This window comes from Streptomyces sp. NPDC090083, assembly GCF_044747445.1.
Taxonomy (GTDB): Bacteria; Actinomycetota; Actinomycetes; order Streptomycetales; family Streptomycetaceae; genus Streptomyces.
Genome location: NZ_JBIVED010000002.1, coordinates 663,279 through 688,614 on the forward strand (window position 1 = coordinate 663,279; position 25,336 = coordinate 688,614).

Below are 25,336 nucleotides of genomic sequence, written 5' to 3' on the forward strand. Positions count from 1 at the left end.
AGGATCACGGAAATGGCAAGCGCAGAGCCTGACTTAAGCGCTGCGGTGTGGCGCAAGAGCAGCTACAGCAACGGCACCGGCGGCGAATGCGTCGAGGTCGCAGACCTCTGGCGCGCGAGCAGCTATAGCAACGGCAGCGGTGGCGAATGCGTCGAGGTCCGCGACGGACTCGCCGGTCTCGTCCCCGTCCGGGACTCCAAGGTCCCGCAGGGCCCCGCCCTTCTCGTTCCCATCGCCGCCTGGGCCCCCTTCGTCCAGTGGGCCGGTTCCGTTGAGTGGGCTCCTGCATGACACTGCGGGCCCTCCACCGCAGGCTCTGCGAGAACGCGGCGTTTCACGTCCGGGCCGTTCCCGAGTGCTGATCCAACAGGCCCACGGCCGGTCCGACGCGAAACGGCCGCTGGTTCCCGTAATCCTGCGTGTACGGGAACCAGCGGCCGTCATGTTCTCCGGCGGACCGCCGACTACTGCGTGCGGATCACGATCGAGCCGCAGACCTTGTCCGCGAACGTCTGGCGCTTCGCGTCCCACGCCGGCCACAGCCAGCCCAGGTAGCACGCTATGGAGTCGAGGAAGTGGGCGAGGCGGCGGACGAACGCCATGCCGACACCGAGGGGCTGGCCGTCGCTCTCGCGGACGAGGCGGATGCCCAGCGCCTTCTTGCCGACGGTCTGGCCGGTCCTGCCCTCCTGGATCAGCTGCCAGATGGCGACGCCGATGATGATGAGGGCGCCGATCGCGACCAGCGCGCCCTTGCCCTTGCCGACGATGATCAGGATGTACGGCACCAGGAAGATGAGCCCGTCCACCAGCGTGCCCAGGAAGCGCTGGCCCCAGTTCGCGTACGGCGGGGTCGCGCCGTAACCGGCCTGCTGGTAACCGGGGTAGGCCGGCTGCTGCGGGTAGCCGTAGCCCTGCTGCGGCGGCACGCCCTGGGGGGCGCCCTGCGGGTAGCCGTAGCCGGGCTGGCCCTGGGGCTGGCCGTAACCGGGCTGGCCCTGCGGCTGGCCGTAGCCCTGCTGGGGGTTCTGCTGCGGCTGCCCGTAGGGGTTGTTGGGGTCATAGCTCATGGCGGGTTTTCCTCCGTTGGCAATGCGGGGACGATGCGGATTGCGCGGAGGTACGTCACGATATGAGCGGCTTGCCCCCCAACACCTACCGCAGTGCTGCGCCGTTCATCGTTCTATTCGGGGCGAGTTTTTGTCCAGCGGCATTCCATAGGTGTTGTGTAAGTGCAACATCAGTGATCATGGTGATACACCCGGCGTGTACCCGGATTGGAACCCGGAGGGCGTCATCCGCGAGGATGGGTCCATGACCGCCCAGATTCTCGATGGCAAGGCCACCGCAGCCGCGATCAAGTCCGATCTGACCGCCCGCGTGGCGGCGCTGAAGGAGAAGGGCGTCACGCCCGGCCTCGGCACGATCCTGGTCGGGGACGACCCCGGCAGCCAGAAGTACGTCGCCGGCAAGCACCGGGACTGCGCGCAGGTGGGCATCGCGTCCATCCAGCGCGAACTGCCCGCCACCGCCTCCCAGGAGGAGATCGAGGCGGTGGTGAAGGAGCTGAACGAGGATCCGGCCTGCACCGGGTACATCGTCCAGCTCCCGCTCCCCAAGGGCATCGACGAGAACCGCATCCTCGAACTGATGGACCCGGACAAGGACGCCGACGGCCTCCACCCGATGAACCTCGGCCGCCTCGTCCTCAACGAGCCGGCCCCCCTGCCCTGCACCCCGAACGGCGTCCTCACCCTGCTCCGCCGCTACGGCGTGGAGATCAAGGGCGCGGAGGTCGTGGTCGTCGGCCGTGGTGTGACCATCGGCCGTCCCATGCCCCTGCTCCTCACCCGGCGCAGCGAGAACGCCACCGTGACCCAGTGCCACACCGGCACCCGCGACCTCTCCTCGCACCTCAAGCGCGCCGACATCATCGTGGCCGCCGCCGGTTCGGCCCATCTGATCCGTCCGGAGGACGTGAAGCCGGGCGCTGCCGTCCTTGACGTCGGTGTCTCCCGCAATGCCGACGGCAAGATCGTGGGCGACGTCCACCCCGGTGTCGCCGAGGTCGCCGGGTTCATCTCCCCGAACCCCGGCGGAGTCGGCCCGATGACCCGCGCCCAGCTGCTCGTCAACGTGGTCGAGGCGGCGGAGCGCAGTGTCGCCTGACAGCAACCCCGGCAAGACCGAGGGCACCCAGGACACCCAGGACGCCGCTGTCACCGACGTCACGGACGACATCGAGGTCACGGACCCGGTCAGCGCGCCCGACGCCGAGGGCAGGCCGCGCCGGGTGACCCGCCGCTTCCCCCTCTTCACCCGGGACACCGCACGCCCCGAGGGCGGCGGCCGGGCGGCTCCGCGGGACGCCCCGGCCCCGGCCCGCCAGTGGCCGATCCTCGCCGTCCTCGGCACGGTCGGCCTCGGCCTCCTGCTCACCGCCTTCGACGTCTTCCGCTACGGCATCCTGCTGATCGGCGCCGCCCTGCTGGCCGGTGCCGTGCTGCGCTGGGTCATGCCGGACGTCGGCATGCTCGCCGTCCGCTCCCGCTTCACCGACATCGTCACCTACGCCGTCCTGGGCGTCGCGATCGTCCTGCTGGCGCTGATGGCGCAACCCAAACCGTGGCTGACGATCCCGTACCTCAAGGACACGCTGCACTACACGGTCAACAGCAACTAGCGCCCGGCACCGGGCGGTTCGCGGTGCACGACGGCGGCCCGTCCTCTCCCCCGAGGAAGGACGCGCCGCCGTCTGCATGCAGCCTGGCGCGCTGTCGACGCCCTGTTCAACGGCTGTCGGCACGCTGTGGCAGGGGGGTGACCGTTTCGCTACGTGGCCCGCACCGTGCGGCGACGAGGGAACCGTTCCCCTTCCGATGTCGTCATTTCGCTCGGAGCGGGCGCAAGGGGACGCGGGGGACACCGGGGAGGTGCGATGGGCGGCTGGCAGCCGCTGCCGGACGAACTGCCGGCGGAGGTACGGCACTTCGTGGAGCAGCTGCGCCTCCTCAAGGACCGCACCGGGCTCAGCCTGGTCGCGCTCGGCGCACGCACCGCCTACAGCAAGTCCTCCTGGCACCGCTATCTCAACGCCACCCAGCCCCCGCCCCGGCAGGCCGTGCTCGCCCTGTGCCGGGTGGCCGGCGTCGACCCCGAACGCATAGGGGTGCGCTGGGAGTTGGCGGTCCAGGCCTGGCCCCGGCCGGTGCCGGTCCCCGAACGGCCGGACGGCGGGGACGAGTACCGGGACGACCCGACCCTGCCCTGGTGGGACACGCCTCCCGAGGAGCCGGCACAGCGGCCCGGCGGACGGCTGCTCCGGTACACGCTGGTGCTGTTGCTTCTGCTGCTCCTCACCGCCGTGGTGGGAGTCGCGGCCCTTGTGTCGACGTATTGACACGTCTGAGGATATGCAACGAAGCCGGCCGACAACCGCGTCAGTGTGGACAATTCAGGGCAGAGGGGGAAGCAATGCCTCGTTGGAAGGCCTTGCCGGATGAACTCGATCCGCAGGTCAGGGAGTTCGCGAGCCAGTTGCGCAGACTCGTGGACCGCAGCGGGCTGAGCATCGCGGCGCTGGCCGACCGCACGGGCTACGGCAGGACGTCCTGGGACCGCTATCTCAACGGACGGCTCCTCGCTCCCAAGGGCGCGGTCATCGCCCTCGCCGAGGTCACCGGCACCAGCCCCGTCCATCTGACCACGATGTGGGAGCTGGCCGAGCGCGCCTGGAGCCGTTCCGAGTTGCGGCACGACACGACCATGGAGGCGCTCCGGATCTCCCGGGCGCGGGCGGCGCTGGACGGGCCCGCGGCGGCCCCGGCCGCCCCCGCCAAGGGCGGCAGGATGTTCCGCAAGGGCGGCGGCGTCACCGCGACCCCGGGGATCGCCGGCCCGGCGGGCGTGTCCCCGACGGTGCCGCCGCAGCCGACGGCGCCCGACCGGGGCGTACGGGAAACTCCTTCGAAGGGGGTGCCGGCAGGTGCTCCGGGGGGTGTGCGGGAGGGGGCCGGGAAGGTCGCCAACTCGTGGGGGATCGCCGGGTATCCGGGGCCGGCCCGGCCCGCTGCCCCGGCGCCCGTCGCGAAGCCGGGACCCGGGGCGCCGGTCCCCGGTGCCGAACCCGTACGGCCCGCACCGCCCGAGGGCACGGGCGGTGCCCGGCGCCGGGCACTGATGTTCGGTGCCGGGGTGCTCGGGGCTCTCGCCGTGATCGGGGCCGTCTTCCTGTTCACCAACGGCAATGACGGCGACGGCGGGAAGGCCGCGGCCGCGCACACCTCGGCCTCGGCGTCCACCGGCGCGACCACCGAGCCGCCGGCCGGGGTGAAGTGCGTGGGCGACGGCTGCACCGGCAAGGACGCCGAGGCGATGGGCTGCACCACGGAGGCGGGCGCGGTGACGACCGCGAGGACCGCGACCGTCGGCACGACCGTCGTCGAGGTCCGCTACAGCAGGACCTGCGGCGCCGCCTGGGGCCGGATCACCACGGGTGTCGCCGGGGACTCGGTGCAGATCAGTGCGGGCACCGTCAAGGAGACCGACACGATCACGGCGGCCGGTGACGCCATCGCGTACACCCCGATGGTGGCCGTGAAGGACGCCGGTGAGGCGAGGGCGTGTGTGACGCTGGCGTCGGGGCAGAAGGGGTGCACCGCCTAGCCAGGGCCTGTCCGGCGGATCAGGCCGCAAGTGTGGGGATTCGGTGTACGTGCGGAATGGCCGTTCCGGGAGCGGGCAGACGAGAAGTACCCCCACGGGAGTTCCGGACCGCGGTCCCCCCACGGCGGTCGTCCGGTGTTCCTCTCCCGAGCCGGACGGCCGCCTTTCGCGCTTTCCGGCCCCGGTCACCGCTGCCCCCGGTCCCGGCTCTGTGGGGTGGGCCACACGGACCCGGGAGTCCGGGATCGCGGATGCGCGATAGCCTGACCGGTGGATCTCTTGATGCCAAGAGATCGATCATTTGTACGTCCCGCACCCCGGGGCAGTGCCGCCCCACCGCCAGCTGTCATAACGGAGAACGCCATGACCCGCACTCCCGTGAACGTCACCGTCACCGGCGCGGCCGGCCAGATCGGTTACGCCCTGCTCTTCCGCATCGCCTCCGGCCAGCTGCTCGGCGCGGACGTGCCGGTCAAGCTGCGTCTCCTGGAGATCACCCCGGCGCTCAAGGCCGCCGAGGGCACCGCGATGGAGCTCGACGACTGCGCCTTCCCGCTGCTCCAGGGCATCGACATCACGGACGACCCGAACGTCGCCTTCGCCGGCGCGAACGTCGCCCTCCTCGTCGGCGCCCGCCCCCGCACCAAGGGCATGGAGCGCGGCGACCTGCTCTCCGCGAACGGCGGCATCTTCAAGCCGCAGGGCAAGGCCATCAACGACAACGCCGCGGACGACATCAAGGTCCTCGTCGTCGGCAACCCGGCCAACACCAACGCGCTCATCGCGCAGGCCGCCGCCCCGGACGTACCGGCCGACCGCTTCACCGCGATGACCCGCCTCGACCACAACCGCGCGCTGACCCAACTCGCGAAGAAGACGGGCACCACGGTCGCCGACATCAAGCGGCTGACCATCTGGGGCAACCACTCCGCCACCCAGTACCCCGACATCTTCCACGCCACGGTCGCCGGCAAGAACGCCGCCGAGACCGTCAACGACGAGCAGTGGCTCGCCGACGACTTCATCCCGACCGTCGCCAAGCGCGGCGCCGCGATCATCGAGGCCCGCGGCGCGTCCTCGGCGGCCTCCGCCGCGAACGCCGCCATCGACCACGTCCACACCTGGGTCAACGGCACGGCGGACGGCGACTGGACCTCGATGGGCATCCCGTCGGACGGCTCCTACGGCGTCCCCGAGGGCCTCATCTCGTCCTTCCCGGTCACCACGAAGGACGGCGTCTACGAGATCGTCCAGGGCCTGGACGTCAACGAGTTCTCCCGCGCCCGCATCGACGCGTCGGTGAAGGAGCTGGAGGAGGAGCGCGAGGCGGTCCGCTCCCTCGGCCTCATCTGAGCCGAACTCGTGGGCCCCGCCCCGGTTGCGACCGGAGCGGGGCCCTATTCCATGCCCCGCTTGCCCGGTGCCCAGAACGGCTTCGTGAGCACCGCACGCCGGTCCCACCCCAGGTCCCGCACGAGCACCTGCCGGACCTGCTGCACGGTACGGGCCTCCCCGGCGACGTACGCGATCCCGCCCGGCTCCGGCGCGAGCTCCCGCACCGCGTCCGGGAGTGAAGTCCCGCCCCTGGTCAGCCAGTCGAGGCGGTCCGAGTGCGCCATCGGCAGCCGGTCCGCCGCCGTCTCCGTCTCGACGCAACCGGAGATGCGCGCCTCCTCGGGCAGCGCGTCCAGCATCGCGGCGAACGCGACGGAGGCCGTCTCCTCGCCGACGAAGACATGGTGGGACGCGTCCGGGCGGAGCGTGAAGGTGCCCTCGGGCTTCCGCAGCCGCACCTGCTCGCCGACGCCGACGCTCTTCCCCCACCGCGCCCCGGGTCCCCCCTCGGAGTGGTCCAGCACGCACAACTCGACGACGCCGGACGGGTCGTGGCGCCACACCGAGTACGTCCGCAGGGTCAGACCGGTGACCAGGACGCGGACCTGCTGGCCGGGGCGGACGTCCAGGCCGGCGAGGGCGTCACCCTCGATGCGCAGACGGCGCATGCGGTCGGTGATCTGTTCGGCCGCGGTGACGGTCGCGCGGAGGGTGACCAGGTCGAGGACGGGGTTCAGGAGGGCGGTGGGCACGGGTGGCTCCTCAACTGGATGGCACGTAGGGGGAGTTGGCGATCAGGACCGGCCGACTGGACGCGATAGTACGCGTTCCTCCTCGGACGCGATAGTGCGTGTGCTCGCCGTGCGGGTGCGGTGGCCGACGGTCACCACCGCCGTGGCGGCCAGGACGATCACCGCGACCGTGCGCAGCGCCGGGCCCATGCCGTGCCCCAGATCGGGGTGGGCGGCCAGGATCGTGCCGGTCACCGCCACGCCGAGCGCCGCGCCGAGTTCACGGGCCGAGGTGCCGAGACCCGAGCCGAGGCCCGTCTGGTGCGGCGGCAGCGAGGTGACCACCCCGACCGTGAGCGCCGGCATGGAGAGCCCGGTCCCCGCCGAGATCACCAGCAGCCAGCAGGCGTAGGTCCAGTACGGGGTGCCCGCGTCGGCGGTGGACGCGCCCAGCAGGCCCAGGCCGATCAGGGCGAGGCCGGTGCCGATGACCGCGCGGGGGCGGTGCGACCAGCGGACCGCGAGCTTCGGGACCAGCGCCATGCCGATCGTCAGCGGCACGATCGCGACACCGGTGACGGCGGCGCCGTAGCCCTTGATGCCTTGCAGGTACTGGGAGTTGACGTAGAAGAGGGAGAACAGGCCGAAGAAGCCGGTGGCCGTGCCGAGGGTGGCCGCGCGGAGGGTGGGGGAGGCGAAGACGCGCGGGTCGAGGAGCGGGGCGGGGGAGCGGAGGGCGTGGCGGGTGAAGGCCGCGACGAGGAGGGCCGCCGCCGCGAAGGCCGTGACGATGCGCGGGGACGTCCAGCCGTAGGCGGGGCCCTCGATGATGCCGAAGAGCAGCGCGACCAGGCCGGTGGTCAGCAGCGCGGTGCCCGCGGGGTCGAGGTTGCTGCGCGCCGAGCGGGCCGTGTGCGGTGTCGTGAGCGCGACCGCGATGGCCAGCAGGGCTGCCAGCGGGACCATTGCACCGAACAGGGCACGCCAGGACAGGAATTGACCGACCAGGCCGCCGCCGAGGTTCCCGGCGAGTCCGCCGAGGCCGAGCGCGAGGGTCCAGGACGCCAGCGCCCGTGACCGGTGTTCCGGCGCGGAGAGGTGGACCAGGACCGACATCGTCGCGGGCGTGATCAGTGCCGCGCCCGCGCCGGACAGACCGCGGCCCGCGATCAGCGTCGCCGGGTTCTGCGCGAGCGCGCTGGTGGCGGCGCCCGCCGCGAACAGGGTGAGACCGGCGAGCAGCGCGCCCTTGCGGCCGTGCCGGTCGCCGAGCGCGCCGGCCGGGATGAGGAGTCCCGCGAAGACGATGACGTACGCGTCGACCATCCACAGCAGCTCGGTGTGCGAGGGGTGCAGGGAGGACGAACTCAGCTGCGGGATCAGGAGGTTGATGGCGGCGACCATGCTCTGCGCGACGAGGACGCAGGCGCAGAGGGTGAGGAGGGTGGAGCGCTTCAGGGTGCGTGCGGGTGCGGGTGCGGGTGCGGGCGCGGGTCCGGAGGCGGGCTCGGGGGTCGGCCGGTGGGCAGGAGAGGGCACGGCTCCTCCAGGGAGTCCGGTGTGGTGGTGGGTGCCCTGTCACCGTAGGCTCGGAGGTGACCTGCTTTCCAGTGCAACCTTTGCAAGGGGAGAATGCGTGTGACGCAATCCGGCGATTCCGGGGGAGCCCGGCGGTCGGAGGCCGGCCTCGACCTCAATCTGCTGGTCGCCCTCGACGTGCTGCTGGAGGAGCAGAGCGTGCAGGGTGCCGCGCGCCGGCTGCATCTCTCCGAACCCGCGATGAGCCGCACCCTGGGCCGGATCCGCAAGGCGCTCGGTGACCCCGTGCTGGTGCGCGCCGGGCGCACGATGGTGCCCACCCCGCGCGCGCTGGCCGTGCGCGCCGAGGTGAGCGCGGTGGTGGAGCGTGCGCGGGCCCTCTTCGCGCCGGGCCACGACACCGACCTCAGAAACGTCAGCCGCACCCTCACGATCATCGGCCACGACTCCTTCCCGGCCCTCCACGGCGCCCGGCTGCTGGCCCGCGCCGCCGCCGAGGCACCCGGCATCCGTCTCCGGTTCCTCACCGAGAGCCATGTGGACACGCCCTATCTGCGCCAGGGCACCGCCGACCTGGAGGTCGGGGTCGTCGACTCGACGGCGCCCGAGGTCCATGTCGAGATGCTGCACGAGGACCGGATGGTCGGTGTGGTGCGGACCGGACACCCGTTGCTGGAAGGGGAGTTGACGCCCGAGCGGTTCGCCGGGGACGCCGACCACCTGATCGTCTCCCGGCGCGGCAAACTGCACGGCCCCATCGACACCAGCCTTGCCGAACTGGGCCTGAGACGCCGGGTGGTGGGCACCGTCGGCACCTTCCCGGCCTCGCTCTTCGTGCTGCGCGACACCGACCTGGTCGGCCTGATCAGCCTCTGGACCGTGCCCATCGCCCACTCCCTGGGCCTGGCCACCTTCGACGTGCCGCTCCGACTCCCCGTCCTGGAGGTCGGGTTGGCCTGGCATCCGCGCCACGACGCCGACCCGGCCCACGCCTGGCTGCGCGCGTGCGTGCGGGAGCTGCTGGCGGAGGAACGCTCAACGCGCCCCGGTTAGCCGCTTCTCGAACCAGTGGTCCGCGTAGACATGGTCGACGTAGGCCGGGATCTCCGTGTACCCGCACGCCCGGTACATCGCCCGCGCCTCCGTGAGCACCGCGTGCGTGTCCAGCCGTACGACGGTCAACCCGTGCTCCACGGCGGCCTGTTCGAGCCGCGCGAGGATACGGCGGGCGAGGCCGAGGCGGCGGGCGCCGGGGTGCACCCAGACGTGCCGGATCTCGCCCGTGCCCGGCTCCAGGGTGCGCAGCGCCCCGCAGGCCACCGGACGGCCCTCCTCGTACGCGACGAGGAACGCGCCCGCGTCCCCCGTGACCTCCTCCGGCCGCACGAGATCGGTCTTGTCGAAGCCCTCGGGGAAGCGGGCGTCGATGTCGGCCGCGTAGGCGTCGAGGCAGGCGCGGGCATCCTCGGCGGCGCCGTCGACCAGCGCGACCGTGATGCCGGCCAGCCGGAGGAGACGGTGCGTGGTCGCCAACGCGTCGGCCAGTTCGGTGCGTTGGGGCGGGGTGAGGGCGGTGAGGAGACCCGCGGCGAGCGCGTCGGCGCGGCGGTGCTGCTCCTCGACCTCGACGCGGCCCGCGTCGGTCAGCTCGACCAGGCGCAGCCGGGTGTCGTGCGGAGGCACGGTCAGCCGCACCAGGCCCTGCGCCTCCAGGGACTTCGCCATCCGGCTCAAGTACCCGGCGTCCAGGGCGAGTCGGCCGCGCAGCTCGCGCAGCGAGACCCCGGCGCCGATCTCGAACAGCAGCCGGGCCTCGCCGAGCGGGCGGTCTTGGCCGAGGTAGTGGTCGTCGAGGGCGCCGATGCGGCGGGTGAAGGAGCGGTTGAAGCGGCGGAAGGACGCGACGTCCTCCGGCGACACCGGTTCAGGTTCAGGTTCCGGTTCCGTGAGGGGCCTCATATTTCTTTGACTTTAGTCAAAGGATTAATTGGTGTCCATGGTCGCGCAGCGCGGGTCTATGCTGACTCTCCGTTAGTGACTGCTGGGGTGCGGGTGTTCAGCAGGCAGGTTCCGCGTATCGGGGGAGTCGCGTGAGTACCGCTTTCGTGCCGCAGCAACCGCAACCGCAGCCACAGCCGCCGCCCGTCCCGCCGCACGCCAGCGAGGCCGGCCGGCTGCTGTGCGCGGGCACCTATCTGGACCCCGGCTACCGCGACCGCGTCATCGACGAGCTGCACCTCAACGAACAGCGCATCGTGGCCCCTTCCCTCGGCTTCGACGCGGCCCGCGTCCTCGCGCACGCGGTGCGCGCCCGCCGCCAGGAGCTGCAGTGGGCCGGGGCGATCCTCGGCCTGTGGGTGGTGGGCACGCTGCTCAGCGGCGGACTGCTGGCCCTGTTCCTGGTCCCCAGCCTCTACCTCGCACTGGGCGGCTGGATCAGGGGCCGCGCCACGCACCCGCCGCTGTACCGGCTGATCACCGCCTTCGTGCTCCGCTGGTGGGGCCGCGTCATGGTCGCGTTCCTGCTGGTCTTCACGGTGGTGATCGCCTTCGGCGGCGGCTCGGACGACTCCTCGTCGTCCTACGGCTCGACCTCCGGGCCCTACGGTTCCTCCGGCCCCTCCAGCGCCACCGATCTCCTGTTCCCCGGCACCGACGACTTCGACGGCCTGATCAAGGTCTGGCAGGCCTGGCTCACGCTCGCCCTGTTCGCGCTGATCGCGTACTGCCTGGCGGCCCAACGCGGCCAGTTCGCACGGGCGTTGGGCGCCGAGCTGTCCCCGAAGCGCTTCCCCGACATCGCGAACGACCCCGCCGAGCGGGGCGAGGGCCGGCGCTTCCAGCGGCTCAGGGACCGGATCCGGATCGAGCAGCACGCACCGCTGGTCATGTACCACGAGGCCCGCCCGTTCTGCGGGGCCGGGGAGGCGTACGAGACCTGGGTGCTCGCCGCCGAACTCCGGCCCGACCCCGAGAAGGAACAGCGGCCGATCAGCAACCGCACGGTCCTGGAGACGATCCGCCCGCTGCTCGCCCAGCTCCGGCTGCCCGCCGACCACGCCGTCCACCTGGGCCGCGACCGGCTGCGCCGGCTGGAGATCGACGAGTGCGTGTTCCTGCCCGCCGAGGGACTGATGCGGCGCGACGAGGCGCCGTACCATCCGCAGGCCTTCGAGGAACACCGGGCGCGCTCGGTCGAGGAGGGCGCCGAGAAGCGGCGGCACTTCCTGCGCATCCGCGTCGGCGGCTGGGAGGAGGAGCTGGTCGTCACGGTGTTCGTGCGCGTGCACACCCAGGGCCGCATGCTCACCCTGGAGATCGCCCCGCACGTCCTGCTGCCGGTCCGCGAGGACTTCAAGAACGCGGACCGCACGGCCCACCGCTTCCGCCACAACAGCGCCTTCGGCAAGGCGGCCTGGGCCGTCGCGCGGGTGCCCCGCTCCGCCGTCGGCTCCCTCGCCGTGCTCGCCCAGGGCGCGCTGTACGCCTGGCGGCTGCTGACCGGGGGCTACGCGGGCGCGCTGCCCGACGGACCTGCCCTGTCCGTACGGGAGTTGGGGTCGGCGTCGGCCGGGTCCACGTTCCAGGAGATGGACGTGCGGCGGTATCTGCGCAATGTTCAGGACCGGGTCGCCCACGGAGTCGCCGACGCGCTCGCCGCATCGGGGTACCTGACCGGCGAGTTCGTCCAGAAGATCACCCACGTCAGCAACAACACCGTGCACGCGGACAAGGTGGAGGGCAGCACGTTCGTGGTCGGCGATCACGGGTCGGCGTCCTCCACGAGCACGACGCATTCCACGAACGCCACGCATTCCACGGACGCTCCGAACTCCACGAGCGCCGCGAGTTCCACGCATTCCAAGCATTCCACGCATTCCACGAGGGGGACATCGACCAATGGCAACGGATGAGCCACACGTCAGTTTCGGGGACGTCTCCCACAGCACCTTCGCCGTGGGCAGCCACGCGCGGGCCGTCAGCCATCACGGCGCGGCACCCGGGCGCGACCAGGCGACCGAGGAACTCCTCAAGGCGGTCAGGGAGTTGCGCGCCGATCTCACGCGGGTGCGGGCCACGGACCGGACGGCGGCGCTGGACGCCGCGCTCGCCGACACGGAGGACGAGATCACCCGCACCGGACAGGCCGCCCCGACGCGCCGGGAACGTCTGCGCGAGCTCCTGTCCGACTCGCAGGCCCTCCTGGGCGTGCTCGCTTCGGCGGGGGCCGTGGCGGGGATGGTGGGACTGTGAGCGGGGTGGGGAGAGGGATGCGATGAGCGGGGGAGCGGGATGGGGCTCGGGGTCCGGGGCAGGGTCGGAGTGGTGGTCGGGCTCGGGGCCGCGGTACTGGAACGAGGAGACCCAGCGCTGGGAGGACGGTGACGGGGCGCGGCCGGGGGCGGAGCCGGGGGAGCGGGAGGGGTCGGTCCCCGAGTCCGGGCACCTGGCGGGCACCGAGGAGGTGAACCCCGAGGCGCCGACGGCTTCGGTCACTCCGCCTCCGGACTGGCACTCGGTTCTGCCCCCGGTTCCTCCGTCGAACCCGCCGCCGTCGCCTCTGCCGCCGTCCCACCTGCCCCCGCCGACCCTTTCCTCCGGGCTGCCGCCGACCACCTTTTCCACCGGGCTGCCGCCGGACCCGTCGCCGTCGGCCCGTCCCGCGTACAGCCGTCGGCTCGTGTGGTCCGTGGTCGTGGGGGCCGCGGTGGTCGGGGTCGCCGTGAGCCTGGTGCTCACCTTCGTGGTCGACCGGGGTGGTGACGACGGGAAGGGCGGGGGCGGTCGTACGGTCGCCTCCTCGTCGGGGCCGGGCGCCTCGCAGTCCACGGACGGGTCCCCGGCGCCGTCCCCGTCGCCGTCCGCCTCCACCCCCGAACTCCCCGCCGGCTACACCTCGTTCGACGACCCCGAGGGCTTCCGGATCGCCCACCCGGACGGCTGGACCCGCTCCACCGTGGCGTCGACGTACGGCATCGACGTGGTCAACTACCGCAGCGGGGACGGCGAACACCGGCTGCAGGTGTACCAGGTGGCCGAGCCCACCCCGGCCGCCTCGTTCGAGCTGTACCTCTCCGACCAGACGCCCAAGCCGGACGGGTTCCGCAAGCTCGCTCTCCAGACCCTCGACGACGGCAGCTTCACGGGGACCCGGCTGGAGTACACGGCCGACTCCCTCAAGGGCGAGCCCGACATCGGCACCTGGCACGTCTACGACGAGCGGTTCGTGGCGTCCGACGGCGCGATCTACGCCATCGCCGCCTACGGCCCCGACGCGGACGGCCGCTCCGACGAGCTGGAGCTGCTCGCCACCGCCGTGACCTGGTTCTGCCCGCAGGCCGGGACCTGCGACGACGCCTCCGTCAACTGATTCGGCCCGCTTTTCGCCCCCTATGTCCGCATGTTCAGTGACGCGGCCCACTTCCGGCCATGGATTGCGCATGCGTACGGACGTCCCGGGCAGGCGCTCACCGTCCCCGAGAGTGACAGTTAGGTGACGCTGGGGCGCTGAACAGGAACGGAAGGCAATACCGATCATGGCCGACACCACGGAACAGCGGGCGGGGAAGACCATTCACGCGGGCGGAGAGTGGCTCGAAGCCGTCTCCGGCGCCACGCGCGAGATCGTCGACCCCGCGGACGCGCAGCCGTTCGCCGTGGTCGCGGAGGGCGACGAGAAGGACACGGACGCGGCCGTCGCCGCCGCCCGTGCCGCCTTCGACGGCGGCCAGGGCGCCTGGCCGCGCACCCCCGTCGCCGAGCGCGCCGCCCTGCTGCGCCGCGTCGCCGACCTGCTCGTGCGCGACCGCGAACAGCTCGGCCTGCTGGAGAGCCGGGACGCGGGCAAGACCGTGGAGGAGGGCCGGGTCGACATCGACTGCGTCGCCGACGCCTTCCGCTACTTCGCCGACCTCGTCGCGGGCGAGGCCCCGGGCCGGGTCGTCGACGCGGGCACGCCCGAGGTGCACAGCGTCGTCGTGCACGAGCCCGTCGGTGTCTGCGCGCTGATCACCCCCTGGAACTACCCGCTGCTCCAGGCGAGTTGGAAGATCGCGCCCGCCCTCGCGGCCGGCAACACCTTCGTCGTCAAGCCCAGCGAAATCACCCCGCTGACGACGATCGCCCTCATCGACCTCCTCGTCGAGGCCGGTCTGCCCGCCGGTGTCGCCAACATCGTCACCGGCCCCGGCCACTCGGTCGGCGCCCGCCTCGCCGAGCACCCCGACGTCGACCTCGTCTCCTTCACCGGCGGCCTCGTCAGCGGCACGAAGGTCGCCCAGGCCGCCGCCGTGACCGTGAAGAAGGTCGCCCTCGAACTCGGCGGCAAGAACCCCAACGTCGTCTTCGCCGACGCCTGCGCCACCGAGGAGGGCTTCGACACCGCCGTCGACCAGGCCCTCAACGCGGCCTTCATCCACAGCGGCCAGGTCTGCTCCGCGGGCGCCCGCCTCATCGTCGAGGAGTCGATCCGCGAGCGCTTCGTCGCCGAACTCGCCCGCCGCGCCGAGCGGATCAGGCTCGGCCGCGGCACCGAGGACGGCGTCGAGTGCGGCCCCCTCGTCTCCGAACAGCAGCGCGCCAAGACCGAGTCGTACGTCGCCGCCGCCCTCGCCGAGGGCGCGGTGCTGCGCTCCGGCGGCAAGCGCCCCGAGCCGGCCGCGACCCGGCCCGCCACCGGCTACTTCTACGAGCCGACCGTCCTCGACCAGTGCCACCGCGAGATGACCGTCGTACGCGAGGAGGTCTTCGGACCGGTCCTCACCGTCGAGACCTTCCGCACCGAGGACGAGGCCGTCGCACTCGCCAACGACACCGAGTACGGTCTCGCGGGCGCCGTCTGGACCGCCGACGCGGGCCGCGCGCGCCGCGTCGCCGGACGGCTGCGGCACGGCACCGTCTGGATCAACGACTTCCACCCCTACCTCCCGCAGGCGGAGTGGGGCGGCTTCGGAAAGAGCGGTGTGGGCCGGGAGCTGGGCCCCGCCGGACTCGCCGAGTACCGCGAGGCCAAGCACGTCTACCAGAACCTGGCGCCGAAGCCGGTGCGCTGGTTCGCGGGCTGATCCCGCCGACCGGCCGACCCCGCCACCCCGGCCCGCCCACGGGCGCGGGGCTCGGTCGACCCGCGGCTCCGCCGCGTGGACGCGACCGGCCACGACCCGCCCGCACCCGAAGAGACCACCTCTACCCGGAGTTGCTCCATGCCTGAGAACCCTCACCTGTACGACTACGTCGTCATCGGCGGCGGAACGGCCGGCTCCGTCATCGCCTCCCGCCTCACCGAGAACCCCGACGTCACCGTCGCCGTCATCGAGGGCGGCCCGAGCGACGTCGGCCGCGAGGACGTCCTGACCCTGCGCCGCTGGATGGGCCTCCTCGGCGGTGAGCTGGACTACGACTACCCGACCACCGAACAGCCGCGCGGCAACTCGCACATCCGGCACAGCCGCGCCCGCGTCCTCGGCGGCTGCTCCTCGCACAACACCCTCATCGCCTTCAAGCCGCTGCCGTCCGACTGGGACGAGTGGGAGGCGGCCGGGGCGAAGGGCTGGGGCGCGATATCGATGGAGGCGTACTACGCGCGCCTCCTCAACAACATCGTCCCGGTCGACGAGAAGGACCGGAACGCCATCGCCCGCGACTTCGTCGACGCGGCCCAGGAGGCACTCGACGTCCCGCGCGTCGAGGGCTTCAACAAGGCCCCGTTCACGGAGGGCGTCGGCTTCTTCGACCTCGCCTACCACCCGGAGAACAACAAGCGGTCGTCGGCGTCGGTCGCCTATCTGCACCCGGTGATGGACGAGCGCCCCAACCTGACCCTCTTCCTGGAGACATGGGCGCACAAGCTGGAGCTGGACGGCACCCGCGCGGAAGGCGTCCACGTCCGCACCGAGGACGGCGAGGAACTCCTCGTCCGCGCCCGCCGCGAGGTGATCCTGTGCGCCGGTGCCGTCGACTCCCCGCGCCTGCTCCTGCACTCGGGCATCGGCCCCCGCAAGGACCTCGAAGCGCTCGGCATCCCCGTCGCCGTGGACCTCCCGGGCGTCGGCGAGAACCTGCTCGACCACCCCGAGTCGGTGATCGTCTGGGAGACCGACGGGCCGATCCCGGAGAACTCCGCGATGGACTCCGACGCGGGCCTTTTCGTCCGCCGGGACCCCGAACACCAGGGCCCGGACCTGATGTTCCACTTCTACCAGGTTCCGTTCACCGACAACCCCGAGCGGCTCGGCTACGAACGCCCCGAGTTCGGCGTCTCCATGACCCCGAACATCCCCAAGCCCAGGAGCCGCGGCCGTCTGTACCTGGAGAGCGCCGACCCGGCCGTCAAACCCGCCCTGGACTTCCGGTACTTCACCGACGAGGACGACTACGACGGCCGCACCCTCGTCGACGGCATCCGCATCGCCCGCGAGATCGCGAGGACCCAGCCCCTCGCCGGCTGGCTCAAGCGCGAGGTCTGCCCGGGCCCGGAGATCCTCGGTGACGCCGAGCTGAGCGAGTACGCCCGCAAGGTCGCCCACACCGTCTACCACCCGGCCGGCACCTGCCGCATGGGCGCCGAAGCCGACGAACTCGCCGTCGTCGACCCCGAGTTGCGCGTCCGCGGCCTGGACGGCCTCCGGATCGCCGACGCCTCCGTCTTCCCGACCATGCCCGCCGTGAACCCGATGATCGGAGTGCTCATGGTCGGCGAGAGGGCCGTCGACCTGATCGGAGGCGGTGCGCGATGAGTACCCTCAGCACACCCAACGGCCTTGACACGTCCGACAGTTCGGCGCACGACAGTGCCTCCCGCGGTCCGGCGGACCCGAGTGGGGCCGGTGACCCCGTGTTCTCGGTGGACGGCCTCTGGAAGGTCTTCGGCCCCAAGGCCGACGAGATCCCCGGCGACCCCGGACTCACCTCCCTCGACGCCGCCGCCCTGCGCGCCCGCACCGGCTGCACCGCCGCCGTCCGCGACGTCTCCTTCGACGTCCGCAAGGGCGAGGTCTTCGTGGTGATGGGCCTCTCCGGCTCCGGCAAGTCCACCCTGGTGCGCTGCCTCACCCGTCTCATCGAACCCACCGCCGGCACCATCGCCATCGACGGCGAGGACGTCCGCGCCATGGACAGGTCCCGGCTGCGCGAACTCCGCCGTCACCGTGCCGCGATGGTCTTCCAGCACTTCGGCCTCCTCCCGCACCGCACGGTCCTCGACAACGTCGCCTACGGCCTGGAGATCCAGGGCGTCTCCAAGGCCGAGCGCCGCCGCCGCGCCGCCGAAGTCGTCACCAAGGTCGGCCTGGAAGGCATGGAGCAGCGCCGCCCCGGCCAGCTCTCCGGCGGCCAGCGCCAACGCGTCGGCCTCGCCCGCGCGTTGGCGGTCGACCCCCAGGTCCTGCTGTTCGACGAGCCGTTCAGCGCGCTCGACCCGCTGATCCGGCGCGACATGCAGGAGGAGGTCGTCCGGCTGCACCAGGAAGAGGGCCGCACGATGGTCTTCATCACCCACGACCTCAACGAGGCACTGACCCTCGGCGACCGCATCGCCCTGATGCGCGACGGCCGCATCGTCCAGCTCGGCACCCCCGAGGAGATCGTCGGCTCACCCGCCGACGACTACGTCCGCGAGTTCGTCCGCGACGTCCCCCGTGCGGACGTCATGACCGTCCGCACGGCCATGCGCCCAGGAGACTGCGGAGGCGCGGAGCACCCCGACGCGCTCGCGGCCGACGCGGTCGTCGCCGAGGCGATCAAGGTCGTGTCCCGCACCGGCAGGCCCGCCTGCGTCGTCGAGAACGGCCGCTGCCTCGGCGTGGTCGACCAGGCACGGCTGCTGGACGTCGTCGCGGGAGCGGAGCTCCACCAGGAGGCGGTCTGATGGCAACGGTCACCGCACCCGCCGCGCGTCCCGCCCTCCCCGGCATCCTCCGGCACCGGGCCGCGCACAAACTCCTGCTGCTGGCGCTCGCCGCCGCGGTGCTCATACCGCTCGCCGACGCGCACTGGTCCAGCGGCAGTTGGCCGCACGCCCTCACCGTCGACCTGTCCGGCCCGCTGGGCCGGGCCAACGACTGGATCATCGACAACCGGGACAGCTCCCCGCTGTTCCTCTACTTCTTCGGCTACATCAGCAACGCCGTCGTCCTCTCCGTACGCGCCGTCTACCTGGTCCTGCTCGCCGCGGGCTGGGCCGGCGTCGCCGCGTTCGGCGCGCTCGTCGCCTGGCGGGTCGCGGGCGTACGGCTCGCGATCGGGACCGGCGTCGCCTTCCTCGCCTGCGGACTGCTCGGCATGTGGGTGCCGACCATGCAGACCCTCGCGCTGATGGTGGTCGCGGTGCTCACCTCGGTTGTCGTGGGCGCCCTGCTCGGCCTGGCCGGCGGCCTCTCCGCACGCACGGACCGCGCACTGCGCCCGGTCCTGGACACCATGCAGGTGCTCCCCGCCTTCGCCTACCTCCTCCCCGTCGTCCTGGTCTTCGGCATCGGCGTCCCCGCCGCTGTCCTCGCCACGGTCGTCTATGCCGCCCCGCCCATGGCCCGCCTCACCGCGCTCGGCCTGCGCAACGCCGACCCCGAGGTCCTGGAAGCCGTCGAGTCCCTCGGCGCCACCGGACGCCAGCGCCTGCTGACGGCACGCCTCCCGCTGGCCCGCAAACAACTCCTTCTCGGCCTCAACCAGACGATCATGATGGCCCTCTCCATGGCCGTCATCGCCTCCGTCATCGGCGCCGGAGGCCTCGGTGACCGCGTCTACCAGGCCCTCGCCTCCGTCGACGTGGGCGCCGCCCTGGCCGCCGGCATCCCGATCGTGCTCCTCGCCGTCGTCCTCGACCGCGTCACCGCGGCGGCCGGTGAACAGACCGACGCGTCCGCGGCCGAACCGGGCTCGGGCCTCCGCCCCTGGCTGTACGCCCTCGGCGCCACCGTGGCCGTCGCCGTGGTCGCCCGGCTCGCCGGCGCCCTGGACTGGCCCTCCGGCTGGACCCTGGGCATCGCCGAACCGGTGAACCGCGTCGTGGACTGGATGACCGCCCACCTCTACTCCGGCGTCCCCTACCTCGGCGGCACCGCCGACTGGGCCGGCCACTTCACCACCTGGGTCCTTGACCCCGTACGCGACGGACTGCAGTGGCTGCCCTGGTGGTCGGTGCTGCTGATCGTCGCCGCCCTCGCCTGGGTGATCGGCACCTGGCGCACCGCGCTCACCGCCGTCCTCGCCATGGCCGCGATCGGTGTGCTCGGCGTGTGGAAGCCGTCGCTGGACACGCTCTCGCAGGTGCTGGCCGCCGTGGCCGTCACTCTCGTCCTCGGCTTCGCCACCGGCATCGCCGCCGCCCGCAGCGACCGCTTCGAACGCGCCCTCCGGCCCGTCCTCGACGTCTGCCAGACCATGCCGCAGTTCGTCTACCTGATCCCGGTCGTCGCCCTCTTCGGCGTCGGCCGCGCCCCCGCCGTCGCGGCGGCCGTCGTCTACGCGCTGCCCGCCGTCGTCCGCATCACCGCGCAGGGCCTGCGCCAGGTCGACCCGGCCGCGCTGGAGTCGGCCCGCTCGCTCGGCGCGACCAGCGCCCAGCAGCTGCGGCAGATCCAACTCCCGCTCGCCCGCCCGGCGTTGCTCCTCGCCGTCAACCAGGGCGTGGTCCTGGTCCTCGCCGTCGTCATCATCGGCGGCCTGGTCGGCGGCGGCGCCCTCGGCTACGACGCCGTGTTCGGCCTGGCCCAGGGCGACCTGGCCACCGGACTCGTCGCCGGCGCCGCGATCGTCTGCCTCGGCCTGATGCTCGACCGGGTGACCCAGCCCACGGAACGCCGCACCAAGAAGGGAGCGTGACATGCGAACCCGTACGGCTTACTCGGTGGCCGCGGTGACATCCCTCGCCCTGCTCTCGGGCTGCGGCGCCGCCGACATGACCAAGCAGGCCTCACCCTTCGCCAACGCGCAGGGCGCCAGGACCGTGACCCTCTCCGTCCAGTCCTGGGTGGGCGCACAGGCCAACGTGGCCGTCGCGCAGTACCTGTTGGAGCACAAGCTCGGCTACCGCGTCGACACCGTCCAGGTCGACGAGGTCCCCGCCTGGGACGCGCTCAGCCAGGGCCGGGTCGACGCGATCCTGGAGGACTGGGGCCACCCCGACCAGGAGAAGCGCTACGTCGACGACAAGAAGACGATCACGCGCGCGGGCGGCCTCGGGGTGACCGGGCACATCGGCTGGTACGTCCCGACCTACCTGGCCAAGCAGCACCCCGACATCACCGACTGGAAGAACCTCGACAAGTACTCCTCGCTGTTCCGCACCGCCGAGAGCGGCAGCAAGGGCCAGTTGATGGACGGCTCGCCCTCCTACGTCACCAACGACAAGGCCCTGGTGACGAACCTGAAGCTGAACTACCAGGTGGTCTTCGCCGGTTCGGAGGCCGCGCAGATCACCCAGATGAAACAGTTCGCCAAGGAGAAGAAGCCCTTCCTCACCTACTGGTACGCCCCCCAGTGGCTGTTCAAGAAGGTCCCCATGACGGAGGTCAAGCTCCCCGCCTACAAGGAGGGCTGCGACGCCGACGCCGCCAAGGTCGCCTGCGCCTACCCCCACACCCCGCTGCAGAAGTACCTCAACACGGACTTCGCGCAGAAGGGCGGCAAGGCGGCGGCCTTCCTGAAGAAGTTCACGTGGACGACCGACGACCAGAACGAGGTCTCCCTGATGATCGCCGACCAGAAACTCTCCCCGGCCGACGCCGCGAAGAAGTGGGTGGACAGCCACCCCGCCACCTGGAAGGCATGGCTGTCCTGACCCCGCTCAAGGCTTCAGCGTCACGGCCCGCTCCGCGAGCGCGCGTGCCGTCCAGCGCTGGAGCCCCGGCCCGAACGTGACGCGCGTGGCCCCGAGTTCACCGAGTGCGGTGGGCGAGGGGCCTTCGCCGTCCAGCCGGGCCAGCACGTTGACCGGCCCCTGGATGCCGGACCGCAGCAACGGCAGCACCGCCGCCGGAGCCATGATCGGATAGACGCAGTCGGCACCCGCCGCGACATACAACGCGGCCCGCTCGATGGCCCGTTCGGGATCACCGTCACCGTGCGCGAAGACGTCGACCCGCGCGTTGACGAACAGCCGGTCCGCCGCCGCCGCCCGCACCTCCGCCAGCCACTCCGCGTGCCGCCGCGGGTCCTTGAGCACCCCGTCCTCGGAGTCCTCCAGGTTGCAGCCCACCGCGCCCGCCTCCAGGAGCCGCTCCACCAACTCCTTCGGCGTGAGCCCGTATCCGCCCTCGACGTCGGCCGACACCGGCACGTCCACGGCCCGCACGATCCGCGCGACCGCCGCGAACATCTCGTCCGCCGGAGTCGCCCCGTCCTCGTACCCCAGCGAGGCCGCGACCCCGGCACTGGGCGTCGCCAGCGCCGGGAACCCGGCCGCCGCCAGCGCCCGCGCGCTCGCCGCGTCCCACGGCCCGGGCAGCACCAGCGGATCACCCGGCACCCGCCCCCGATGCAGACTCCGGAACAGCTCGACGCCGCCCCTCACGGCCGGTACCCCCCGGGCTCGACACGGCGGCTGACCATCACCCGGTTCCAGCTGTTGATGGCGGTGACCAGCCCGATGAGATGCGCGAGCCGGCGGTCGTCGAAGTGCGCGGCGGCTCGCGCGTACACCGAGTCCGGCACGAACCCGTCCGCCAGGACCGTGACCGCCTCGGCCAGCGCGAGCGCGGCCCGCTCCCGCTCGTCGAAGACGTCCTCGGCCTCCTCCCAGGCGGCCAGCAGATCCAACTTCAGCTCGCTCACGCCGAGTTCACGCGCCACCCCGAGATGCATGTCCAGGCAGAACGCGCAGTGGTTGAGCTGCGAGGCACGGATCACGACGAGTTCGGCGAGCGCGGGATCGCCGAGACCCCGCTTCGCGGCGGCGCTGACCGAGGCCAGCGCCCGCCCGACCTCAGGGTCCAACAGGCCTGTCCGCACGGTCACTTGTACTGTCCCGCCGTGTAGTGCCCCGGCACCATCCGCGTGCTCACCCCGAACCGGTTCCACGCGTTGATCACCGTGATCGCGGCGATCAGCTGCGCCAGCTCGGCCTCCTCGAACCGCGCCGCCGCCCGCTCGTACACCTCGTCCGGCACGAAGCCCTCGGTGAGCACGGTGACCGCCTCGGTCAGCTCGATCGCCGCCAGCTCCTTCTCGGTGTAGAAGTGCCGCGACTCCTCCCACGCGCCGAGCTGGATGAGCCGCTCCACACTCTCGCCCGCCGCGAGCGCGTCCTTGGTGTGCATGTCGAGGCAGAACGCGCAGTGGTTGAGCTGCGAGGCGCGGATCTTCACCAGCTCCAGCAGCGTCGGGTCGAGGCCCTTCTGGGCGGCGGCGTCGAGCCGGACCATCGCCTTGTAGACCTCGGGGGCGAGCTGGGCCAAGTCCAGACGGGGAGTGTGCTCGGGGGCGTAGGAAGCTTTGTGTGCTGTGGTCATGTCTACGACCCTAGAAGCGAGGCAGCCCAGGAGTATGGTCCATTTCCATGGTGAAATCTTGGGCCACTTTGGGCGTCGACCTGCATGTCGAACCGACCGGCACCGGGGTCCGCCGCGGCCTCACCGACGCGCTGCGCGACGCCGTCCGCACCGGCCGCCTCGCGCCCGGCACCCGGCTGCCCTCCTCCCGCGCCCTCGCCACCGACCTGGGCATCGCCCGCAACACCGTCGCCGACGCCTACGCCGACCTCGTCGCCGAGGGCTGGCTCACCGCCCGCCAGGGCTCCGGCACCCGCGTCGCCGAACGCGCCGTCGTCCCGCCCGCCGACACCACCCCGCCCCGCCGCCTCCACACCCGCCCCGCCTACGACCTGATCCCCGGCACCCCCGACCTCGCCTCCTTCCCCCGCACCGAGTGGCTCAAGGCCGCCCGCCGCGCCTTCACCGCCGCCCCCTACCAGGCCCTCGGCTACGGCGACCCCCGTGGCCGCGTCGAACTGCGCACCGCCCTCGCCGCCTACCTCTCCCGCGTCCGCGGCGTCCGCGCCGACCCCGAGCACATCCTGATCAGCGCGGGCATCTCCAGCGGCCTGAGACTGATCGGCGCGGTGCTGCGCGCCCGCGGCGCCCAGGACATCGCGGTCGAGTCCTACGGCCTGCCCGCCCACTGGCAGATCCTGGACGAGACGGGCCTGCGCACCCGCCCGCTCCCCTTCGACGAACTGGGCACCGCCCCGGGCCGGTTGACGGACGAGCCGGCCGTCCTGCTCACCCCCGCCCACCAGTTCCCCATGGGCCTCCCCCTCCGCCACGACCGCCGCTCCGCCGCCGTCGACTGGGCCCGCCGCACCGGCGGCCTGGTCCTGGAGGACGACTACGACGGCGAGTTCCGCTACGACCGCCAGCCGATCGGCGCCCTCCAGGGCCTCGACCCGGACCACGTCGTCTACCTCGGCACCGCCAGCAAGTCCCTCGCCCCCGGCCTCCGACTGGCCTGGATGGTGCTGCCCCCGTCCCTCGCGGAGGAGGTCGTGAAGGCCAAGGGGGGCATCGACACCTGCGGCGTCCTGGACCAGCTCACCCTCGCCGAGTTCCTCACCTCCGGCGCCTACGACCGGCACGTCCGCTCCGCCCGCCTGCGCTACCGCCGCCGCCGCGACACCCTCGTCGACGCCCTCGCCCAGCACGCCCCCGACGTCCACGTCACCGGCATCGCCGCCGGCTTCCACGCCGTCCTCAGCCTCCCGCCCGGCACCGAACAGTCCGTGATCCAAGCCGCCGCCTGGCAGGGCCTGGCCGTCCACGCCCTGTCCTTCTACCGCCACGAACACGCCCTCGCCGACCCCCTGGACGCCCTGGTGGTGGGCTACGGCACCCCACCGGACCACGCGTGGGCGGGTGCGCTGGAGGCACTGTGCCGGGTACTGCCGTGAGGAGGGCGCCTTCGGTGGAGGTACTGGTGCCTCTCCAGCACAGGCCTGCTAGCTGCCAGCCCGTCCGGCGTTTGAGGACGAGGCCCTTTCAGGGCCGAAGCGGGGGTCCGGGGGCGCAGCCCCCGGGGACGGTCACCCCAACTCACCCGCACCCTCACCCGCCGAACCGCCACCCGCACCGTCACCCGCCGAACCGCCGGAGGCAGGCGCCTCGCCGAACCGCGCCAGCGCCAACGCCCCCGCCACCGCGACCAGGAACCCCAGCACCGCCAGCCACGCCAGCCCGTCCCGCGTCCGGTCTCCGAGCCACACCACCCCCACCGCGGCCGGGCCCAGCGTCTCCCCGATCACCAGCCCCGCCGTAGCGGTCGTGACGGACCCCCGCTGCAGAGCCGTCGTCAGCAGCAGAAACGCGGCACCCCCACCGACGAGCAGCGCGTACGTCGCCGGATTGGTCAGCAACGTCGCCGGCTCGAGCGAGTCGATCAACCGGACCGCCACCTCGACCACGCCGAACCCGAACCCGGCCCCCAGCCCGAGCGTCAACGGCCGCCCCCGCTCCGGCAGTCGCCCACCGATCAGCCCGAGCAGCAGCACGGCCACCGCCGTCGCCAGCATCGCCCACTTCAGCGCCATGGACCCGTCCCGGTGCCCTTCCGCCCCGGACGCCAGCCCCAGCATCGCCAGCCCCGCGCACACCACACCCACGGCCGCCCACTCGACCCCGCTGAGCCGCACTCCCAGCAGCCGGGCGGCCACCACCGCCGTCACCGCGAGGCTCGACGCCAGCGCCGCCCCGACCGCGTAGATGGGAAGCGACCGCAGCGCCGCGATCTGGAACACGAACCCGAGCCCGTCCAGCCCCAGCCCCGCCAGATACCGCCACTGCCGCAACGCCCGCAGCAGCAGCGCCGCGTCCCCGCCGCCACCCGCCGTGGCCGCCCGCGCGGCGACCGCCTGCAGCACCGTCGCCGTACCGAAGCAGACCGCCGCGCCGAGCGCGCACACCATTCCAAAGAGCACAAAGTGACTCTAGGGGAGCGGAGATCGCAGCGGCCCCTCAGGTGAGCCCTCTCACCGAACTCCCGGAACGTCCGGAACGGGCGCGGCGATCAGACACCCGACACCGCGCGCAACCGGGCCAGTCCCCCGTCCGGATCCTCGTGCGCCTCGGCGGCGATGAGTG

The 25,336-nt window shown here is 72.3% G+C and carries 24 protein-coding genes; 16 read left to right on the top strand and 8 right to left on the bottom strand.

What is annotated here, in order from left to right; all coding sequences use genetic code 11:
• Positions 1-12 precede the first annotated feature (12 nt).
• A complete protein-coding gene (locus ACIPTO_RS08760) occupies positions 13-291 on the top strand; it encodes a DUF397 domain-containing protein (RefSeq protein WP_401190296.1) in 279 nt (92 codons plus the stop codon).
• A 173-nt stretch (positions 292-464) separates the two neighbouring features.
• Here the strand turns inward: ACIPTO_RS08760 and ACIPTO_RS08765 are convergent, their stop codons facing one another.
• Positions 465-1,070, bottom strand: coding sequence for an RDD family protein (locus ACIPTO_RS08765; protein ID WP_401190298.1), 606 nt, complete (start codon positions 1,068-1,070; stop codon positions 465-467).
• Between the two features lie 244 nt (positions 1,071-1,314).
• Here ACIPTO_RS08765 and ACIPTO_RS08770 point away from each other — a divergent pair, with 244 nt between their 5' ends.
• The 5 genes from ACIPTO_RS08770 (at position 1,315) to ACIPTO_RS08790 (ending at position 6,018) form a co-directional block, all read left to right on the top strand.
• Positions 1,315-2,169 (top strand): bifunctional methylenetetrahydrofolate dehydrogenase/methenyltetrahydrofolate cyclohydrolase, encoded by an 855-nt coding sequence (locus tag ACIPTO_RS08770; RefSeq protein ID WP_366316357.1) that lies wholly within the window; start codon positions 1,315-1,317, stop codon positions 2,167-2,169.
• On the top strand, positions 2,159-2,683 hold the full coding sequence (locus ACIPTO_RS08775) for a DUF3017 domain-containing protein (RefSeq protein ID WP_401190299.1): 525 nt from the start codon (positions 2,159-2,161) through the stop codon (positions 2,681-2,683). The genes ACIPTO_RS08770 and ACIPTO_RS08775 overlap by 11 nt, the downstream gene beginning before the upstream one ends.
• A gap of 255 nt (positions 2,684-2,938) precedes the next feature.
• A complete protein-coding gene (locus ACIPTO_RS08780; protein WP_401190301.1) occupies positions 2,939-3,400 on the top strand; it encodes a helix-turn-helix domain-containing protein in 462 nt (153 codons plus the stop codon).
• A gap of 74 nt (positions 3,401-3,474) precedes the next feature.
• Positions 3,475-4,665, top strand: a complete 1,191-nt coding sequence (locus ACIPTO_RS08785; RefSeq protein ID WP_401190303.1) for a DUF2690 domain-containing protein — start codon at positions 3,475-3,477, stop codon at positions 4,663-4,665.
• Positions 4,666-5,028: 363 nt separating this feature from the next.
• A complete protein-coding gene (locus ACIPTO_RS08790; RefSeq protein ID WP_366316351.1) occupies positions 5,029-6,018 on the top strand; it encodes a malate dehydrogenase in 990 nt (329 codons plus the stop codon).
• A 44-nt stretch (positions 6,019-6,062) separates the two neighbouring features.
• On the opposite strand, the gene ACIPTO_RS08795 is transcribed toward ACIPTO_RS08790, so the two are convergent.
• Together ACIPTO_RS08795 and ACIPTO_RS08800 are read right to left on the bottom strand one after the other, a co-directional pair.
• Positions 6,063-6,752, bottom strand: coding sequence for a siderophore-interacting protein (locus ACIPTO_RS08795; protein ID WP_401190305.1), 690 nt, complete (start codon positions 6,750-6,752; stop codon positions 6,063-6,065).
• A gap of 42 nt (positions 6,753-6,794) precedes the next feature.
• On the bottom strand, positions 6,795-8,189 hold the full coding sequence (locus tag ACIPTO_RS08800) for an MFS transporter (RefSeq protein WP_401190849.1): 1,395 nt from the start codon (positions 8,187-8,189) through the stop codon (positions 6,795-6,797).
• Positions 8,190-8,363: 174 nt separating this feature from the next.
• Between ACIPTO_RS08800 and ACIPTO_RS08805 the strand changes: the two genes are divergently transcribed.
• On the top strand, positions 8,364-9,323 hold the full coding sequence (locus tag ACIPTO_RS08805) for a LysR family transcriptional regulator (RefSeq protein WP_401190307.1): 960 nt from the start codon (positions 8,364-8,366) through the stop codon (positions 9,321-9,323).
• Here the strand turns inward: ACIPTO_RS08805 and ACIPTO_RS08810 are convergent.
• Complete coding sequence (locus ACIPTO_RS08810) at positions 9,306-10,229, bottom strand: GNAT family N-acetyltransferase (RefSeq protein WP_401190309.1); 924 nt, start codon at positions 10,227-10,229, stop codon at positions 9,306-9,308. The genes ACIPTO_RS08805 and ACIPTO_RS08810 overlap by 18 nt on opposite strands.
• A gap of 131 nt (positions 10,230-10,360) precedes the next feature.
• Between ACIPTO_RS08810 and ACIPTO_RS08815 the strand changes: the two genes are divergently transcribed.
• From ACIPTO_RS08815 to ACIPTO_RS08850, 8 genes are all read left to right on the top strand, one after another.
• Positions 10,361-12,184, top strand: a complete 1,824-nt coding sequence (locus ACIPTO_RS08815) for a hypothetical protein (protein ID WP_401190311.1) — start codon at positions 10,361-10,363, stop codon at positions 12,182-12,184.
• On the top strand, positions 12,171-12,524 hold the full coding sequence (locus ACIPTO_RS08820) for a hypothetical protein (protein ID WP_366316342.1): 354 nt from the start codon (positions 12,171-12,173) through the stop codon (positions 12,522-12,524). The genes ACIPTO_RS08815 and ACIPTO_RS08820 overlap by 14 nt, the downstream gene beginning before the upstream one ends.
• A 22-nt stretch (positions 12,525-12,546) precedes the next feature.
• On the top strand, positions 12,547-13,641 hold the full coding sequence (locus ACIPTO_RS08825; protein WP_401190313.1) for a hypothetical protein: 1,095 nt from the start codon (positions 12,547-12,549) through the stop codon (positions 13,639-13,641).
• Positions 13,642-13,807: 166 nt separating this feature from the next.
• Entirely contained in the window at positions 13,808-15,334 is a 1,527-nt protein-coding gene (locus ACIPTO_RS08830) for an aldehyde dehydrogenase family protein (protein ID WP_401190315.1), read from the top strand.
• 138 nt (positions 15,335-15,472) lie between these two features.
• Positions 15,473-17,005 (top strand): GMC family oxidoreductase, encoded by a 1,533-nt coding sequence (locus ACIPTO_RS08835; protein ID WP_401190317.1) that lies wholly within the window; start codon positions 15,473-15,475, stop codon positions 17,003-17,005.
• Entirely contained in the window at positions 17,002-18,135 is a 1,134-nt protein-coding gene (locus tag ACIPTO_RS08840; RefSeq protein WP_401190319.1) for a glycine betaine/L-proline ABC transporter ATP-binding protein, read from the top strand. Before ACIPTO_RS08835 ends, ACIPTO_RS08840 begins: the two co-directional genes overlap by 4 nt.
• Positions 18,135-20,090 carry an ABC transporter permease gene (locus ACIPTO_RS08845; protein WP_401190321.1) on the top strand — a complete coding sequence of 652 codons (1,956 nt, stop codon included), beginning with the start codon at positions 18,135-18,137 and terminating at the stop codon, positions 20,088-20,090. Before ACIPTO_RS08840 ends, ACIPTO_RS08845 begins: the two co-directional genes overlap by 1 nt.
• A gap of 1 nt (position 20,091) precedes the next feature.
• A complete protein-coding gene (locus ACIPTO_RS08850) occupies positions 20,092-21,048 on the top strand; it encodes an ABC transporter substrate-binding protein (protein ID WP_366316331.1) in 957 nt (318 codons plus the stop codon).
• A gap of 6 nt (positions 21,049-21,054) precedes the next feature.
• Here ACIPTO_RS08850 and ACIPTO_RS08855 read toward each other — a convergent pair whose 3' ends face one another.
• Genes ACIPTO_RS08855 through ACIPTO_RS08865 form a run of 3 tightly spaced genes read right to left on the bottom strand, consistent with a single transcriptional unit; the run spans position 21,055 to position 22,717 of the window.
• A complete protein-coding gene (locus ACIPTO_RS08855; RefSeq protein ID WP_401190323.1) occupies positions 21,055-21,780 on the bottom strand; it encodes an isocitrate lyase/phosphoenolpyruvate mutase family protein in 726 nt (241 codons plus the stop codon).
• Positions 21,777-22,223, bottom strand: a complete 447-nt coding sequence (locus ACIPTO_RS08860) for a carboxymuconolactone decarboxylase family protein (RefSeq protein ID WP_401190325.1) — start codon at positions 22,221-22,223, stop codon at positions 21,777-21,779. The genes ACIPTO_RS08855 and ACIPTO_RS08860 overlap by 4 nt, the downstream gene beginning before the upstream one ends.
• On the bottom strand, positions 22,220-22,717 hold the full coding sequence (locus ACIPTO_RS08865; protein ID WP_401190327.1) for a carboxymuconolactone decarboxylase family protein: 498 nt from the start codon (positions 22,715-22,717) through the stop codon (positions 22,220-22,222). Before ACIPTO_RS08865 ends, ACIPTO_RS08860 begins: the two co-directional genes overlap by 4 nt.
• A gap of 47 nt (positions 22,718-22,764) precedes the next feature.
• Between ACIPTO_RS08865 and ACIPTO_RS08870 the strand changes: the two genes are divergently transcribed.
• A complete protein-coding gene (locus ACIPTO_RS08870; RefSeq protein ID WP_366316323.1) occupies positions 22,765-24,150 on the top strand; it encodes a PLP-dependent aminotransferase family protein in 1,386 nt (461 codons plus the stop codon).
• A gap of 132 nt (positions 24,151-24,282) precedes the next feature.
• Here the strand turns inward: ACIPTO_RS08870 and ACIPTO_RS08875 are convergent, their stop codons facing one another.
• Positions 24,283-25,161 (bottom strand): hypothetical protein, encoded by an 879-nt coding sequence (locus ACIPTO_RS08875; protein WP_401190851.1) that lies wholly within the window; start codon positions 25,159-25,161, stop codon positions 24,283-24,285.
• Between the last annotated feature and the right edge of the window lie 175 nt (positions 25,162-25,336).